The organism is Streptomyces sp. DvalAA-14 (assembly GCF_900091855.1).
GTDB lineage: Bacteria > Actinomycetota > Actinomycetes > Streptomycetales > Streptomycetaceae > Actinacidiphila.
The window spans coordinates 1-15,425 of record NZ_FMCH01000400.1 but is presented as its reverse complement, the minus strand read 5'-3'; the positions used below and the strand labels follow the sequence as shown (position 1 = coordinate 15,425).

The 15,425-nt window shown below is 74.2% G+C and carries 13 protein-coding genes and 1 pseudogene; 10 read left to right on the top strand and 4 right to left on the bottom strand.

The features are described from left to right. Positions 1-426: 426 nt before the first annotated feature. Positions 427-1,212: pseudogene (locus tag GA0115240_RS21305) on the top strand (hypothetical protein); the annotation flags it as partial. 338 nt (positions 1,213-1,550) lie between these two features. On the opposite strand, the gene GA0115240_RS21300 reads toward GA0115240_RS21305, so the two are convergent. Further along, positions 1,551-2,855, bottom strand: coding sequence for a DUF1015 family protein (locus tag GA0115240_RS21300; RefSeq protein ID WP_093738585.1), 1,305 nt, complete (start codon positions 2,853-2,855; stop codon positions 1,551-1,553). A 79-nt stretch (positions 2,856-2,934) separates the two neighbouring features. Here GA0115240_RS21300 and GA0115240_RS21295 point away from each other — a divergent pair, with 79 nt between their 5' ends. Then, positions 2,935-3,963, top strand: coding sequence for an HAD-IIA family hydrolase (locus tag GA0115240_RS21295; RefSeq protein WP_093738583.1), 1,029 nt, complete (start codon positions 2,935-2,937; stop codon positions 3,961-3,963). A 173-nt stretch (positions 3,964-4,136) separates the two neighbouring features. Here the strand turns inward: GA0115240_RS21295 and GA0115240_RS21290 are convergent, their stop codons facing one another. Both GA0115240_RS21290 and GA0115240_RS21285 read right to left on the bottom strand, forming a co-directional pair. Further along, entirely contained in the window at positions 4,137-4,973 is an 837-nt protein-coding gene (locus tag GA0115240_RS21290; protein ID WP_093738581.1) for a siderophore-interacting protein, read from the bottom strand. A 4-nt stretch (positions 4,974-4,977) separates the two neighbouring features. Beyond that, positions 4,978-6,030: an ABC transporter substrate-binding protein gene (locus GA0115240_RS21285; RefSeq protein ID WP_093738579.1), complete on the bottom strand. Its 1,053-nt coding sequence runs from the start codon at positions 6,028-6,030 to the stop codon at positions 4,978-4,980. Positions 6,031-6,253: 223 nt separating this feature from the next. Between GA0115240_RS21285 and GA0115240_RS21280 the strand changes: the two genes are divergently transcribed. From GA0115240_RS21280 to GA0115240_RS21270, 3 genes are all read left to right on the top strand, one after another. Next, entirely contained in the window at positions 6,254-7,213 is a 960-nt protein-coding gene (locus GA0115240_RS21280) for an iron chelate uptake ABC transporter family permease subunit (protein ID WP_093738593.1), read from the top strand. Positions 7,214-7,266: 53 nt separating this feature from the next. Next, positions 7,267-8,334 carry a FecCD family ABC transporter permease gene (locus GA0115240_RS21275; protein WP_093738591.1) on the top strand — a complete coding sequence of 356 codons (1,068 nt, stop codon included), beginning with the start codon at positions 7,267-7,269 and terminating at the stop codon, positions 8,332-8,334. Positions 8,335-8,419: 85 nt separating this feature from the next. After that, positions 8,420-9,424, top strand: a complete 1,005-nt coding sequence (locus GA0115240_RS21270; protein ID WP_093738577.1) for an ABC transporter ATP-binding protein — start codon at positions 8,420-8,422, stop codon at positions 9,422-9,424. On the opposite strand, the gene GA0115240_RS21265 is transcribed toward GA0115240_RS21270, so the two are convergent. After that, positions 9,372-9,719, bottom strand: a complete 348-nt coding sequence (locus GA0115240_RS21265) for an SCP2 sterol-binding domain-containing protein (protein WP_093738575.1) — start codon at positions 9,717-9,719, stop codon at positions 9,372-9,374. The two genes, GA0115240_RS21270 and GA0115240_RS21265, sit on opposite strands and share 53 nt — an antisense overlap. 130 nt (positions 9,720-9,849) lie before the next feature. On the opposite strand from GA0115240_RS21265, the gene GA0115240_RS21260 reads away from it, so the two are divergent. From GA0115240_RS21260 to recN, 5 genes are all read left to right on the top strand, one after another. Further along, entirely contained in the window at positions 9,850-11,016 is a 1,167-nt protein-coding gene (locus GA0115240_RS21260) for a hypothetical protein (protein WP_141708916.1), read from the top strand. Then, a complete protein-coding gene (locus GA0115240_RS39355; protein ID WP_370673357.1) occupies positions 11,009-11,446 on the top strand; it encodes a hypothetical protein in 438 nt (145 codons plus the stop codon). Before GA0115240_RS21260 ends, GA0115240_RS39355 begins: the two co-directional genes overlap by 8 nt. Before the next feature lie 7 nt (positions 11,447-11,453). Next, positions 11,454-12,260, top strand: a complete 807-nt coding sequence (locus GA0115240_RS21250; protein ID WP_093738573.1) for a TlyA family RNA methyltransferase — start codon at positions 11,454-11,456, stop codon at positions 12,258-12,260. Between the two features lie 2 nt (positions 12,261-12,262). Continuing rightward, positions 12,263-13,168, top strand: coding sequence for an NAD kinase (locus tag GA0115240_RS21245; RefSeq protein ID WP_370673356.1), 906 nt, complete (start codon positions 12,263-12,265; stop codon positions 13,166-13,168). A gap of 65 nt (positions 13,169-13,233) precedes the next feature. Continuing rightward, positions 13,234-14,985 carry a DNA repair protein RecN gene (recN, locus tag GA0115240_RS21240; protein ID WP_093738569.1) on the top strand — a complete coding sequence of 584 codons (1,752 nt, stop codon included), beginning with the start codon at positions 13,234-13,236 and terminating at the stop codon, positions 14,983-14,985. Positions 14,986-15,425: the final 440 nt, after the last annotated feature.

The following is a 15,425-nucleotide window of genomic DNA, read 5'->3' as shown; positions in this document are numbered from 1 at the left end:
GACGACCGCCCGAGCGGTGGCGGCTTCCGCCGTGACGACCGCCCGCGTGACGATCGCCCCCGTGACGACCGCCCGCGCTATGACCGGCCGCGTGATGACCGTCGGGACGACCGGCCGCGCTACGACCGTCCCCGTGACGACCGTCCCAGCGGTGGTGGCTTCCGCCGTGACGACCGTCCCCGCGAGGACCGGCCGCGTGACGACCGCCCGCGTGATGATCGTCGGGACGACCGCCCCCGTGGGCCCTACCGTGAGGGTGGCGGCGACCGGGACCGTGACAACCGTGACGCCGGCCGTCGGCCGTCGGTGCAGGGTCGCGGGCGGTTCGAGAACCGGGGTGGGCGTGACGAGCGCCGGGACGACCGTGAGCCGATCAGGCGGCTGCCGATCCCGGACGAGGTGACCGGACAGGAGATCGACCCGAGCGTGCGGCAGGAGTTGATGAGCCTGCCGAAGACGCTCGCCGACGACGTGGCCCGCAACCTGGTCATGGTCGCCCAGCTGCTGGACGAGGACCCGGAGCGGGCGTACGCCTACTCGCGGATCGCGCTCCGGCTCGCGTCCCGGGTCGCGGCCGTCCGGGAAGCCGCGGGCTTCGCGTCGTACGCCACCGAGCGGTACGCCGAGGCACTGGCGGAGTTCCGTACCACCCGGCGGATGACCGGGACCGTCGATCTCTGGCCGGTCATGGCCGACTGCGAGCGCGGTCTCGGACGCCCCGAGCGGGCGCTGGAGATGGCCGGTGCGCCCGAGGTGCAGAAGCTGGACAAGGCCGGCCAGGTGGAGATGCGGCTGGTCGCGGCCGGCGCCCGGCAGGACATGGGCCAGTCCGAGGCCGCCGTGGTCACCCTGCAGAGCTCCGAGTTGGCCGCCAGCGCGGTGCACCCGTGGACCGCGCGGCTGCGTTACGCCTACGCCGACGCGCTGCTTGTCGTCGGCCGGGAGGGCGAGGCGCGCGACTGGTTCGCCAAGGCGCTGGAGGCCGATCACAACGGCACCACCGACGCCTCGGACCGGCTCGCCCAGCTCGACGGGCTGCAGTTCGTGGAGGTCGATGACGACGACGCCGAGGACGACGACATCGAGAGCGAGGAGGACGGCGGCACCATCGACGCCTCCGACCGGGTCACACCGGCCGCTCCCGCTCCCGCCGCTGCCGAAGCCGCAGACGACGAGCGCGCCGAAGCCGACATCCTGGACGGCGACCTGGATGACGACGACCTCGACGACGAGGATGTCGACGATGCGGATGTCGACGACGCGGACGACGTGACGGACGACGCCGCCGAGGACGAGGGCCGCGAGGAGGCCGAGGACGCCGAGCACGAGGACGACGAGCGTGCCGACGTGAAGGCCGAGCCGGCCGACGACGCCGCCCCCACGTCCTTCCTCGTCTCGCCCTTCCGTGAGCCTTCCCGCGACGAGCGCGACGAGGACTGACCGACCCGCAGCACCGGCAGCACCGGTGCCTGCGATACCGCCGAGGGCGGCACCCGCACACAGCGGGTGCCGCCCTCGGCGTTGCGCTGCCCCCGGCAGGTCGGCGGGGCTCAGCCCAGGTCCAGGCCCCGCATCACCAGCCCGCTGGCCGGTTTCGGCCCGAAGGAGGTTGACTTGCGCGGCATCATCTCGCCCGCCCGGGCCAGTTCCAGCACCACCTGTTCGCGTACCGGATGGAGCAGCACCGCTGTCCCGCCGTGGCGCCGGGCGACTTCGACCGCTGCCGCCGCGTCGTGGATGTAGCGGATGTGGTCGGGTGCGTCGGGGACCCGCCAGACCTGGTCGAGCAGCAGGTGGTGCAGGACGGCCGCGTCCAGCCGCCGCCACCGCTCGGGCCGCTCCCGGGGCACGGCGGCGGCGAGCCGCTCCGGGCGCGGCTGGTCCAGCAGGTGGAAACCGTCGCCGGCGAGCAGGAAGGCGTTCCCCGCGGCGGCGGCTTCGGCCAGGGCGCCGAGTGCGCGGTCCAGTGGGCCCTCCAGGGTCCTGACCCGGAAGACGTCTCGTGCCGCGGTGAGCGCCGCCTCCAACGGCAGGCGCGGCAGGACGCGGTGGATGGCCCGTACCCGCAGCGGGTGGCGGGCGGAGTCCACCAGCAGCACCAGGCCGAAGTCCCAGGCAGTATCGGGCGGATGGGCGGCCTGGAGGCGCAGGTAGGTGGCCCAGCGGTGGTGGCCGTCGGCGATCATGGCCTGGTGGCCGGCCAGGTCGGTGCGGACCGTGGCCAGGTCGGCGGGGTCGGTCAGCGCCCACAGCCGGTGCCGTACGCCGTCCTCGGTGGTGGTGGCGATCAGCGGCCGCGTGCCGGCCGCGGTGCGGTCGATGACGTGGGCGGTCGGCTCGCCGTCGCGGTAGGTCAGCAGCAGCGGTTCCAAGTTGGCGCCGGTCGCGCGCATCAAATCGGCCCGCTCGGCGACCGGCCCGGGCATCACGTCCTCGTGCGGCAGCACCACGCCTTCCGACGGTGGGGTCAGCCGCAGCGCGCCGATCACACCGCGCTGCAGATGGTGGCCGTCGAGCTGCTCGTAGACGTAGACGGCCGGACGCGGGTCGGCGGCGAGCACCCCGTTCTCGCGCCATGCGGCGAGCGTCCGCGCCGCCCCGCGGTGCTGTTCTTCGGCTGTGGGCCCCTCCGGGAGGATGAGCCGCACCACGTTGTACGGGTCGGCGGTCTCCAGGTGCCGCTGGCCGTCGGGGCGCACCACGACGTCGTAGGGCGGTGAGGTGACGGCGGCGAGGCTGCCGACGCGTTCCGGTACGTAGCGCAGGCCGCGGAAGGGCGCCAGCCGCAGACCGCGCACGGGGCCGGGGCGCGCCGGGACGTCCCGCGGGGGGCCGTCCGGACCGGTGATGCTCATCAGCGCATGCTACGTCCTGCGTCGGCGGGGTATGAGGGATGATCGAGCCATCGACACCACGACGAGGAGCGAGCCGGCCATGACCCAACGGACCCGTCCGGACGGCAGCGAGCAGTCGCTGGACACGGCGTACGACACAGCGCTGCTCGACCTGGACGGGGTGGTCTACGCCGGCGGGGACGCGATCGCGCACGCCGTCGAGTCGCTGGAGGCGGCCCGGAGCGACGGGATGCGGTTGGCGTATGTCACCAACAACGCGGCGCGTACACCGCAGACGGTGGCCGAGCATCTGACCCGGCTCGGCGTACCGGCGGCGGTGGAGGATGTGATCACCTCGGCGCAGGCAGTGGCCCGGCTGATCGCCGATCAGGTGCCGGCCGGGGCGAAGGTGCTGGCCGTCGGCGGTGCGGGGCTGATCGAAGCGCTGCGTGAACGCGGGCTGGTGCCGGTCGAGTCGGCGGGGGACGACCCCGCCGCGGCGGTGCAGGGGTACTCGCCGGAGTTGCGGTGGTCGCATCTGGCGGAGATGGCCTATGCCGTCAACGCCGGGGTTCCGTGGTTCGCGTCGAACACCGACCTGACGATCCCCACCGGGCGGGGCATCTCGCCTGGTAATGGCGCGGCGGTGGAGGTGGTGCGGATCGCGACAGGCGCCGAGCCGCAGGTGGCCGGGAAGCCGCAGCCGCCGATGCACCGCGAGACGGTGATCCGCACCGGGGCGAAGCGGCCGCTGGTGGTGGGCGACCGGCTCGACACGGACATCGAGGGGGCGTCGGTGGGCGGGGTGGACTCCTTGCTGGTGCTCACCGGGGTGAGCACGCCGGCGCAGCTGCTGGCCGCCGAGCCGAAGCACCGGCCGACGTATGTGGCCGAGGATCTGCGGGGGTTGCTGGTTCCGCATCCCGAGGTGCTGGCGAAGGACGGCGGCTTCCGGTGCGGTGGCTGGACGGCCACGGCGTCGTCCGGCGCGCTGGCGCTGGACGGCGGGGGCGAGCCGATCGACGGCCTGCGGGCGCTGTGCGCCGCCGCGTGGACGGCGGCCGGGGACGGCTCGTGCGGCCTGGAGGCGGACAAGGCGCTGAGCGGCCTGGGCCTGGGCCGCGCCTGACGGCGGGTCGGTTCGGAGCCGGCAGATGTCTGTAGTCGGTGGGTGCCGGGCGGCGGCGGAGGTGCCGGGCGCCGGTGGAGGTGTCCGCCGCCAGAGGATACGTCCGCGCCCGCCCCACCGCGTCGGGTGGGCGGGCGCGGCAGCTTGACCGCCGTGCTGGCCGCCGGGCCGGCTCAGGACGCGTCCTCCACCGCCGTCTCCGTCTCCAGCAGTTCGTCCTCGGTGGCCCCCTGGCGCCAGTAGCCGGTGAAGGAGATCGCCTTCCGGTCGAAGCCGCGATCGGCGACCAGGTGGCGGCGCTGGGCGCGGACGGCGGCGGATTCGCCGGCCAGCCAGGCGTAGGGGGTGCCCGGGGGGAGGTCGGCGGCGGCCAGTGCGGTCAGCAGCGGGGTGGTGCGGTCGGCGCCGGTCCGGATGAGCCAGGTGATCTCGGCGTCGGCCTTGGTGACCAGCGGAAGGCGGTCGTCGGAGTGGGGGACCTCGATCCACGCTTTGACGCCGATGCCCTGCGGGAGCCCACTGAGGATCGAGGCGACCGCCGGCAGGGCGGTCTCGTCGGCGGTGAGCAGGATCCGGTCGGTGCCCTCGGGCGGCCGGAAGTCGACGCCGCCGTTGTCCGCGGCGGCCGGGGCGAGCATGCTGAGCCGGTCGCCGGGCCTGGCCTGTCCGGCCCAGCGGGAGGCGGGGCCGAGATCGCCGTGCAGGGCGAAGTCGACGTCGAGCTCGGGTGGGTCGCGGCGGACGTCGCGGATCGTGTACGTGCGCATGATGCCGCGCACCTCCGGGTCGAGCGCGCGCCAGCGGGCGTACCAGTCCAGGTCGAGTGCCTCCGGCAGGACCGGCGCGTCCTGGCCGGGGTGCGGGAGGAAGAGTTTGAACCGCTGGTCGTGGCCGCCGCTGACGACCCGGGAGAGTTCCTCGCCGCCGAGCACGATCCGCAGCAAGGTGGGGGAGAGGCGTTCGGTGCGGACCACCCGGGGGTGGAAGAAGGCGTAGGGCAGGTCGGACATGGCGTCAGCTCACCTTCTTCGCGGCGATGACGGCCTTGGTCAGCTCTTCGATCCGCTCGGCGCACCGGGCATAGGAGAAGATCGGCTCGCTGGGCCAGCCGAGCACCTGGCCGGCCTTGACGGCGGGCAGTTGCGACCAGGTCGGCTTGGCGGTGAGGTCCTTGGGCTGGAGGGTCGCGGTGCGGTTGTCCAGCATGATGATGTCGGCCCGGTACTTGTCGGCCGTCTCCCAGCTGAGCGTCTCGAAGAAGCCGCCCTGCACCTTGTCGGGGACGATGAAGTCCACGCCGAGGCTCTTGTAGTAGCTGAGGTCGGCGGCCGAGGACGGGGTGGAGATGTAGAACGCGTCGGCGCTCGCGGAGGAGGCGACGACCTTGATGCCGGACCGGGAGCCGGCCGCCGCGCGCAGATCGGCGGACGCCTTCTCGAAGCGGGCCTTCTGCGCGGCGTTGGGCCCGGAGTCCAGGTCGGCGCCGAGGGAGGCGGCGAGTTCGGCGTAGCGCCGCAGCGGGGTGGTCAGCGGGACCCCGGCGACATTGATGCCGGCACTGGGTGCGACGGCCAGGATCTTCTTGGCGCTCCCGTCCGGTACGTACCAGAGGGTCGGGGCCTCGTACATGTGGCTGATCAGCAGGTCGGGGGACAGGGCCGCGTACTTCTCGATGTTGAACTCGCCCCAGGTGTTGCCGATCACCGCCACCTTGCTGACGTCCACCGAGCCGGCCTGGGCGTCGGCGGAGCCGTCCTTGAGGGTGGTGGGGCCGAAGACGCCGGTGCACTCGATGCCGTAGTCGTGCAGCGCGGCGGCCGAACCGATGTAGGCGACGAGGGTGGCGGGGGTCCTGCTCTTCGTCGCGGTCTGCTTGCGGTCGTCGGTGAACGACCAGGGGCCGCTGGGGGACTTGGCCGTGCCCGATGGCGTGCCGCCCTTGGGCGCCGAGGAGTCGGCGGACGAACCGCAGGCGGCCAGGAGCGCGCCGAGGCCGAGCGAGCCGCCGGCGGCGAGCACGCCCCGGCGGGACATTCCGGACAAGGGGAGGAAACGGGAGGTATGCATGAGGTCGCCGCTCTGCTGGGAGGTGCACTAGCAAGGTTAGGCTAACCTAACCATTGTGTTGGTCGACCGTCACTCCCCAGGTGTTCCCCCGCCCGCTCATCCCTCCGTTCCCGCCCCGGCCGCGGCCGGCGGGCCGCACGCGGCCTCCCGGGGCGGCAGCGACTCCCGGGTCCCCGCCGGACGAACCGCCCGACGAACTGCCGGACGAACTGCCGGACTGCTGCTGGCCGTTGGGCTCCTGGCTCTCGTCACCGTCGCCAGCATCGCGCTGGGGGCCAGGGAGATCCCGCTCGACCAGGTGTGGCACGGCCTGTTCCACTACGCGGGCACCGACGACGATGTGGTGATCCGCCGCGTGCGGCTGCCCCGGACACTGCTGGGGCTGCTGGCCGGCGCGGCTCTCGGCGTGGCCGGCGCCGCGATGCAGGCGCTGACCCGCAACCCGCTCGCCGACCCCGGACTGCTGGGCGTCAACGCCGGCGCCGCCGCGGCGGTGGTCACCGCGATCAGCTTCTTCGGCGTCACCTCGCTGACCGGCTATGTGTGGTTCGCGCTGGCCGGGGCCGCCGCCGCCTCCGCGCTCGTCTACCTGGCCGGCGGCAGCCGGTCCGCCACGCCGGTACGGCTCGCGCTGGCCGGCACCGCGGCCACCGCACTGCTGCAGGGCTACACCAACGCGGTCCAACTCACCGACCAGGTGGCCCTGGACCGGATGCGCTTCTGGCAGGTCGGCTCGCTGGCCACCGCCGACATGGCGACCGTCGAGCACGTGGCGCCCTTCATCGCGGTGGGCACGCTGCTGGCGCTGGGCACCGCCCGGCCGCTCAACGCGGTGGCACTCGGCGACGACACCGCCCGCGGTCTGGGCGCCCGGCTGACCAGGACCCGGGTGCTGGTGATGGTCGCCATCACCCTGCTGTGCGGATCCGCCACCGCCGCCTGCGGGCCGATCGTCTTCATCGGGCTGATGGTGCCGCACGTCGTACGCGGCATCACCGGGCCCGACATGCGGTGGATCCTGCCCTACGCCGCCGTGTTGTCGCCCGCGCTGCTGCTCGGCGCCGACGTGGTGGGGCGGCTGGTCACCCGGCCCGCGGAACTCCAGGTCGGCATCGTCACCGCCGTGCTCGGCGGACCGGTCTTCATCGTCCTGGTACGGCGCCGCAGGATGGCGGAACTGTGAGCCCCACCGAAGGGAGCCGGGCGAAGGACATGGCGGCGGACACCGCGCGGGACATGACACCGGACACAGCGAGGCACGCGTCGAGGGACACCGCTGGCGGCATCCTGCGCGCCCGCGGCCTGTCGGTACGGATCGATCAGCGGGCCCTGCTGGTGTGCGGGGCTCTGGCGATGGCCGCGCTGGCCGTGTCGGTGGTGCTGATCGGCACCGGCGACTACCGGATCGCACCGGTGGACGTGCTGCGGACCCTGACCGGGCACGGCGACCCGGGCCAGGAGTTCGTGGTCCGCCAACTGCGGCTGCCCCGGGTCGTGGTGGGGCTGCTGGTCGGCGCCGCCCTCGGCATGGCCGGCGCCGCCTTCCAGACCGTCACCCGCAACCCGCTGGGCAGCCCCGACGTGGTGGGCTTCGGGCAGGGTTCGGCGGCGGGCGCGCTGATCGTTATCGTGCTGCTGAAGGGCTCGCCGTACGAGGTCTCGGCCGGCGCGGTGGCCGGCGGACTGCTCACCGGACTCGCCGTCTACCTGCTGGCCTGGAAACGCGGGGTGCACGGCTACCGGCTGGTGCTCGTCGGCATCGGAGCCTCCGCCGTTCTCGCCGCCGTCAACAGCTACCTGCTGGTCAGGGCGGACTTCGTGGACGCGGCCCGCGCGGTGGTCTGGATCACCGGCTCGCTCGACGGCCGCGACTGGGACCAGGTGTGGCCGCTGCTGACGGCCTGTGCGCTGCTGATGCCGGTGCTGCTGGGCCAGGGCCGCGCGTTGCGGATCACCGAAATGGGTGACGACGCGGCCAGCGCGCTGGGCGTACGGGTGGAACGGACCCGGCTGATCACCGTGCTCGCCGCGGTCCTGCTCACCGCCTGCGCGACGGCCGCGGCCGGGCCGATCGCCTTCATCGCCCTGACCGCGCCCCAACTCGCCCACCGCCTCACCCGCTCGCCCGGCGTCGGCCTGCTGCCGTCCGCCCTGATGGGCGCGGCCCTGGTGGTCGGCGCCGACTGGGCCGCGCAGCGCGCTTTCGGCTCCGGGCAGGTGCCGGTCGGCGTGGCCACCGGAGTGCTCGGCGGCGGGTATCTGCTGTGGCTGCTGATCAGCGAGCGCACGGCCGGCCGGATATGAGCACTTCCCGGGGCAGCGGGAGCACCGTGTCGACACAACCCGCGAAACGACCCCAGATACGACGTCACCGACCGTGGAGCACGCCATGACCGGCCCCCGCCGCCGCACCGACAAGTCGACCGGCACGCCGCCGCACCCCCCGACCGCGCCGCACCCCCCGAGCGTCCCGCACCCCCCGACGGCGCCGGACGCGCCCGCCGTGTCCGGTGGCACCCCGGGCCGGCTGCGCGCCGAGTCCGTCACCCTCGGATACGACCGGCGGATCATCGCCGAGGACTTGTCGGTGGAGATCCCCGACCGGTCCTTCACAGTCATCGTCGGCCCCAACGCCTGCGGCAAGTCGACGCTGCTGCGGGCACTGTCCCGGCTGCTCAAGCCGGCCCGGGGCCAGGTCCTGCTGGACGGCCGGGCCATCGGCGCGCAGCCGGCGAAGGCGGTGGCCAGGACGCTCGGGCTGCTGCCGCAGAGCTCGGTGGCGCCCGACGGCATCACCGTCGCCGGGCTGGTCGCGCGCGGCCGTTACCCGCACCAGGGCCTGCTGCGGCAGTGGTCGGAGCAGGACGAGCGGATCGTCGACGCGTCGATGGCCGCCACCGGGGTGTCGGCGCTCGCCGATCGCTATGTCGACGAATTGTCCGGCGGTCAGCGCCAGCGGGTCTGGATCGCGATGGCCCTGGCCCAGCAGACCCCGCTGCTGCTGCTGGACGAGCCGACCACCTTCCTCGACATCCAGCACCAGATCGACGTACTCGACCTGTGCGCGGACCTGCACGAGAACCACGGCCGCACTCTCGTCGCGGTGCTGCACGACCTCAATCAGGCCGCGCGCTACGCCACCCACCTCATCGCCATGCGGGACGGCCGGATCGAGGCGCAGGGACCGCCTGCCGGGATCATCACCGCCGAACTGGTGGAGCGGGTCTTCGGGGTGCGCTGCCGGATCATCGAGGACCCGGAGAGCGGTACGCCGCTGGTGGTGCCGGCCGCGCGCCGTCCGCCGGCCGCAACCGCGGCTCCTGATGCAGCCGCGCCGCCGGCTACAGCAGCGAACGAAGCCGCAGCACGTCCCGCAGGTTCGCCTGCACCTTGATCCGGCCGCTGCCCCACGCACGGGCGAAGTTCAACTCGCCGCCGACGACGGCGACCAGGTCGTCGCCCTTCATCGACAGCCGGATCTGGGCCTTGTCGGCGGGTGTCCCGGCCACGGTCGTCACGTCCTCGATCCGGCCGCCCGTCAGCCGGCCGACGAAGGTGATGTCGAGATCCGTCACGCGGCAGCTCAGCGACCGGTCCAGCGTCACCGCGTCGCGGACGTCGCCGTCGGCCCGGGCGAGGTTCGCCGACAGCTGGTCGAGTGCGGCTCGGCACTCCTCGATGGTGGCCATCGGTGCGGTTTCTCCCGATCTCGCGATACGTCCGGATGACGGTACCGCAGGGACGGTGACCGGGTCCGGGCAGCCGGAGGCGGTAGCGTCGTGACCACATGTGTCAACGGCGAGGCGAGGAGTGAGAGCGATGAGGGACGCGCTGCGTACCTGTCTGCAGATCGCGGGCGGCCTGACCGAGGCCACCCGGCGCCGTACGGTCGACGCGGCCAAGGAGCTGATCGACCAGACGGGCATCGATGTCGGGGCCCTTCAGCAGCGGATCGGCTCGGCCGTCCCGGCCGAGGTGCAGACCCTCGCCGACGAGCTGATGGCCTCCGGCCGGGCCAATCGCGACCTGCTGCTCGGGCTGATCCGGGAGGAGATCGACAAGAACCTGGGCCGCGTCGGGCGGATCGCCGACGAGGTGACCAAGGTGGGCGTCGTCCTGGAGACCCTGGAACGCCGGATCCGCAATCTGGAGGCGTCCGGAGAGACTGCCGCCAAGCCCGCGACTGCCGCCAAGCGCGCGACGAGCCCGGACGGCGCCCCGACGGTGCAGCACGTCCGGGTCGAGCCGGAACCGGCCGCGGACCGGCCGGCCCGCACCGCCCGCACCTCCGCCGCCGGCCCCGCGAAGACGGTCAAGCCGGTGCCGACCGTCAAGCCGTCCGCCACAGGCAAGTCCGCGTCGGACGCCGAGCCGGAGGGGGCGCCGGCGGGCTCGCCCGGGACCGGGCCCGCGTCCGCCGGCCCCCCGCCGGCCAAGAAGGCCGCGGCGAAGAAGGCCGCCGCGCACAAGACGGCGGCCAAGAAGACGGCCACCACGCGCAAGGCCGCGACCTCCGACGCCGCTTCCGGTACGACCCGGACCACAGTGGGCGCCAAGAAGGCCGCGACGGCGAAGAAGGCGGCCCCGGCCAAGAAGTCGGCGGCCGCGAAGAAGACCGTCGCGGCGCCGGACGCGCCCGCCGCGAAGACGGCCGCCGACAGCGCGCCTGCCCAGAAGGCAGCGGCCAAGAAGGCGCCGGCCAAGAAAGCCCTCGCCCAGAAGGCGTCGGCCCAGAACACTCCGGCGCAGACAGCCCCCGCCCAGAAGGCACCGGCCAAAAAAGCACCGGCCCAGAAGGCACCGGCCAAGAAAGCGCTGACCAAGAAGGCCGCGCCCGCGGACAGCGCGGCCTCGCAGAAGCCGGCGCCCGCCAAGAAGACCGCCAACCCGTCCCGCACCACCTCCGCCAAGAAGGCGCCGGCGGGCAGGAAGGCCCCGGCACCGAGGCCGTCGGGCCCCGACACGCCCGGGTCCGCCGGTGAGTGAGCCGAGCGGCACCGAGGCGGCGGTGTACGCGCCCGTGCCCGCGCCTACCGGCGCCGAGGCACCGGAGTACCGGCCGGAGTCCGCGCCCGCTTCCCCCGCCCCCGGTACGCTGCCCGCCGCGCGGTCCGAGGCCCGGCCCGCCGCCCCGGCCGAACTCCCGGCCGAGCACACCGCCGAACTCCCGGCCGAACTCCCCAGCGATCCCCCCGCCGACGTGCCGGACGCCGCCGACGCGCCCGCCCCCGGGCCCGTCCAGCCGCTGCCGCTGGGAGTCGTTGTCGGCGTCACGGGGAATGCTGACGTCGACACCGCGGTTGTGCGCCTCGGCGACGCGGACGAGTTGCCGACACACGCGCACATCGAGGTGTACGAGGATGTGCACCGCGGACTGCGGGACGCGCTCACCGCGCTGGACGAGAACAGGGGCTGAACTGTACGTGGCACGACGCCGACTCGACGCTGAGCTGGTGCGCCGGAACCTCGCGCGCTCCCGGGAGCACGCCACCCAGTTGATCGCCGCCGGGCGTGTGGCCGTCGGCGGCGCCACCGCGACCAAGGCCGCCACGCAAGTCGAGACCAGCGCCGCCGTCGTGGTGGCCGAGGACGGCGGCGAGCCGGACTACGTATCGCGCGGCGGCCACAAACTCGCCGGCGCGCTGGCCGCCTTCACCCCCCGCGGCCTGGCCGTGGCCGGCCGCAGGGCCCTGGACGCGGGCGCGTCCACCGGCGGCTTCACCGATGTGCTGCTGCGGGCCGGCGCCGCCGAGGTTGTTGCCGTGGACGTCGGCTACGGGCAACTGGCCTGGTCGCTGCAGAGCGACGCCCGGGTCACGGTGAAGGATCGGACGAACGTGCGGGAATTGACGCCCGACATGATCGACGGCCGGCCGGTGGATCTGGTGGTCGGCGACCTGTCCTTCATCCCGCTCGGTCTGGTGCTGCCCGCCCTGGTGCGCTGCGCCGCGCCGGACGCCGATCTGGTGCTGATGGTCAAGCCCCAGTTCGAGGTGGGCAAGGAGCGGCTCGGCAGCGGCGGGGTGGTCCGCAGCAGCGGCCTGCGCGCCGAGACCGTCCGCAAGGTCGCCGGCCAGGCCGCCGATCTGGGCCTGGGCGTGCTCGGTGTGACCGCGAGTCCACTGCCCGGTCCGTCCGGGAATGTGGAGTACTTTCTGTGGCTGCGGACCGGAGCCCCCGCACTGGACCCGGCTGATGTCGACCGCGCTGTGGCGGAAGGGCCCCGTTGACCGTGAACGAGAACCAGGACCGAACCGTCTTCCTGCTCACCCACACCGGACGTGAGGCCGCCATCCGCAGCGCCGAGCTGGTGGTGAACGGACTGCTGCGCTCGGGCATCGGCGTACGGCTGCTGGAGGACGAGGCCGCCGACCTGCCGCTGCCGCCCAGCGTGCAGCTGGTCGGGGAGATCGGCCCCGGCGCCGTGCAGGGCTGCGAGCTGATCATCGTGCTGGGCGGTGACGGCACTCTGCTGCGCGGCGCCGAGTTCGCCCGCGCCTCCGGGGTGCCCATGCTCGGCGTCAATCTCGGCCGGGTCGGCTTCCTCGCCGAGGCCGAACGCGACGACCTCGACAACGTCGTGGAGCGGGTGGTCACCCGCGAGTACGAGGTCGAGGAGCGGATGACCCTCGACGTGCTGGTCCGCAACGGCGGCCACATCGTGCACACCGACTGGGCGCTGAACGAGGCGTCGGTGGAGAAGGCGTCCCGCGAGCGGCTGCTGGAGGTCGTCACCGAGGTCGACGGCCGCCCCGTGTCCCGCTTCGGCGGCGACGGCGTGGTGTGTGCCACGCCGACCGGCTCCACCGCGTACGCCTTCTCGGCCGGCGGCCCGGTGGTCTGGCCGGAGGTGGAGGCGCTGCTGATGGTTCCCATCAGCGCGCACGCGCTGTTCGCCAAACCGCTGGTCACCTCGCCCCGCTCGGTGCTCGCCGTCGAGGTGCAGCCCCAGACACCGCACGGCGTGCTGTGGTGCGACGGCCGCCGGACGGTGGAACTGCAGCCCGGGGCCCGGGTCGAGGTCCGCCGCGGCGCCGTCCCCGTGCGGCTCGCGCGACTGCACCACGCCTCCTTCACCGACCGGCTGGTGGCCAAGTTCGCCCTGCCCGTCGCGGGCTGGCGGGGCGCCCCGCACTAGACGGCGCCCGGCCCGCCGCGGCGATGCGGGGGCAGGCGCGTCGCGCGCCGGGTGACAAACCTCGTATGGTCGTATCCGTGTTGGAGGAAATGCGGATTCGGTCGCTCGGAGTCATCGAGGACGCCGTGGTGGAGCTCTCACCCGGCTTCACGGCGGTGACCGGCGAGACCGGTGCGGGCAAGACCATGGTCGTCACCAGCCTCGGCCTGCTCCTCGGCGGCCGGGCCGATCCGGCGCTGGTGCGGATCGGCGCCAAACAGGCGGTGGTCGAGGGGCGGCTCACCATGCACCCCGAGGCCCGGGCCGCGGTGCGGGCCGCCGAGGCCGGCGCCGAGCTGGACGGCGGCGAACTGCTGATCAGCCGGACGGTGTCGGCCGAGGGCCGCTCCCGGGCGCATGTCGGCGGGCGGACGGTCCCGGTCGGGCTGCTCGCCGAACTCGCCGACGACCTGGTGGCGGTGCACGGCCAGACCGACCAGCAGGGCCTGCTGCGGCCGGCCCGCCAGCGCGAGGCCCTGGACCGGTACGCCGGCGACGCGGTGTCCGTACCGCTGGCCAAGTACGGCTCCGCCTACCGGCGGCTGCGGGAGGTGGCCACCGAGCTGGCCGAACTGACCACCCGGGCCAGGGAACGCGCCCAGGAGGCCGACCTGCTGCGGTTCGGCATCGAGGAGGTCTCCGCCGCCGAGCCGCTGCCCGGTGAGGACACCGAACTGGCCGCCGAGGCCGAACGGCTCGGCCACGCCGAGGGACTGGCCTCCGCGGCGACCATCGCGCACGCGGCGCTCGCCGGGAACCCCGAGGACCCCGAGGGGGTCGACGCCGGCACCCTGGTGGCCGGGGCGCAGCGGGCCCTCGACGCGGTGAGCGCGCATGATCCAGTGCTGTCCGCGCTGGCGGCGCGGCTCGGCGAGGTCGGCATCCTGCTCGGCGACGTGGCCGGCGAGCTGGCCGGCTACGCCGACAATCTGGACGCCGACCCGCTGCGGCTGGCCGCGGTGGAGGAGCGCCGCGCGACGCTGGCCCACCTGGTGCGCAAATACGGCCAGGACATCGACTCGGTGCTGGCCTGGGGCGCGCAGAGCGCCGCCCGGCTCGCCGAACTGGAGGGCGACGACGACCGGATCGGGCAGCTCACCGCGGAGCGCGATGTGCTGCGGGACGAGCTCAGCGCGCTGGCCCAGGGCCTGACCGACGCCCGGGTGGAGGCGGCGGACCGCTTCGCCGCCGCCGTCACCGCCGAGCTGGCGGAGCTGGCCATGCCGCACGCCCGGGTCACCGTGGCCATCGGGCAGACCGAGGCGCCGGACCCCGAAGCCGGGGTGGACGTCGGCGGCCGGGCCGTGGTCTACGGGCCCACCGGCGCCGACGAGGTGGAGCTCCTGCTCGCCCCGCACCCCGGTTCGCCGGCCCGGCCGATCGCCAAGGGCGCGTCCGGCGGCGAGCTGTCCCGGGTGATGCTGGCCGTCGAGGTGGTCTTCGCCGGGTCCGACCCGGTGCCGACGTATCTGTTCGACGAGGTGGACGCGGGCGTCGGCGGCAAGGCGGCGGTCGAGGTCGGCCGGCGGCTGGCCCGGCTGGCCCGCACCGCCCAGGTCGTCGTGGTCACCCACCTTCCGCAGGTGGCCGCCTTCGCCGACCGCCAGCTGCTGGTGGAAAAGACCAACGACGGGTCCGTGACCCGCAGCGGCGTCACCGTCCTGGAGGGCGAGGCCCGGGTCCGCGAGCTGTCCCGCATGCTCGCCGGACTGGAGGACTCCGAACTGGGCCGCGCCCACGCCGAGGAACTCCTGGCCGCGGCCAAGGCGTCCCGCTGACCCGGGCCGAGCACGCGCCGGGCCGCCGGGCACGGCCCTTCGACGCGAGCCGCCGGCTCGGGCCGTGTCCGCCGGATTCCTCCGCCGGCGACCGCCGGAAGACGCGCCCGGCCCTGTGGCGCCCGGCACGCGTCCTCCCGCGGGGCCTTCGGCGTGGGGGCGCCGCCGGCTGTCTTGTCGGGGTTGTCCGAGCCGCCCCCTCCGGGGTCGACCTCCCCGGGCCGCCCCAGGCGGTTGCCGCCACCGCCGTACGAATCGGGGGCGCTCCCGCGTCGCACGTCCCCGCCGGAGAGCGCCGGACACTGCGGGGCCCGGCCCTCCGGGCGGACCTCGCGGTGTGCCCGACCCGGCCCGGCGGCCCGCCGTGGGGAGCGGCGCGATGACCGCGCACCACGGCCGGGTGTCGGTCGCGACGGCCGCCGCCGCCGCGACCAGGGCGG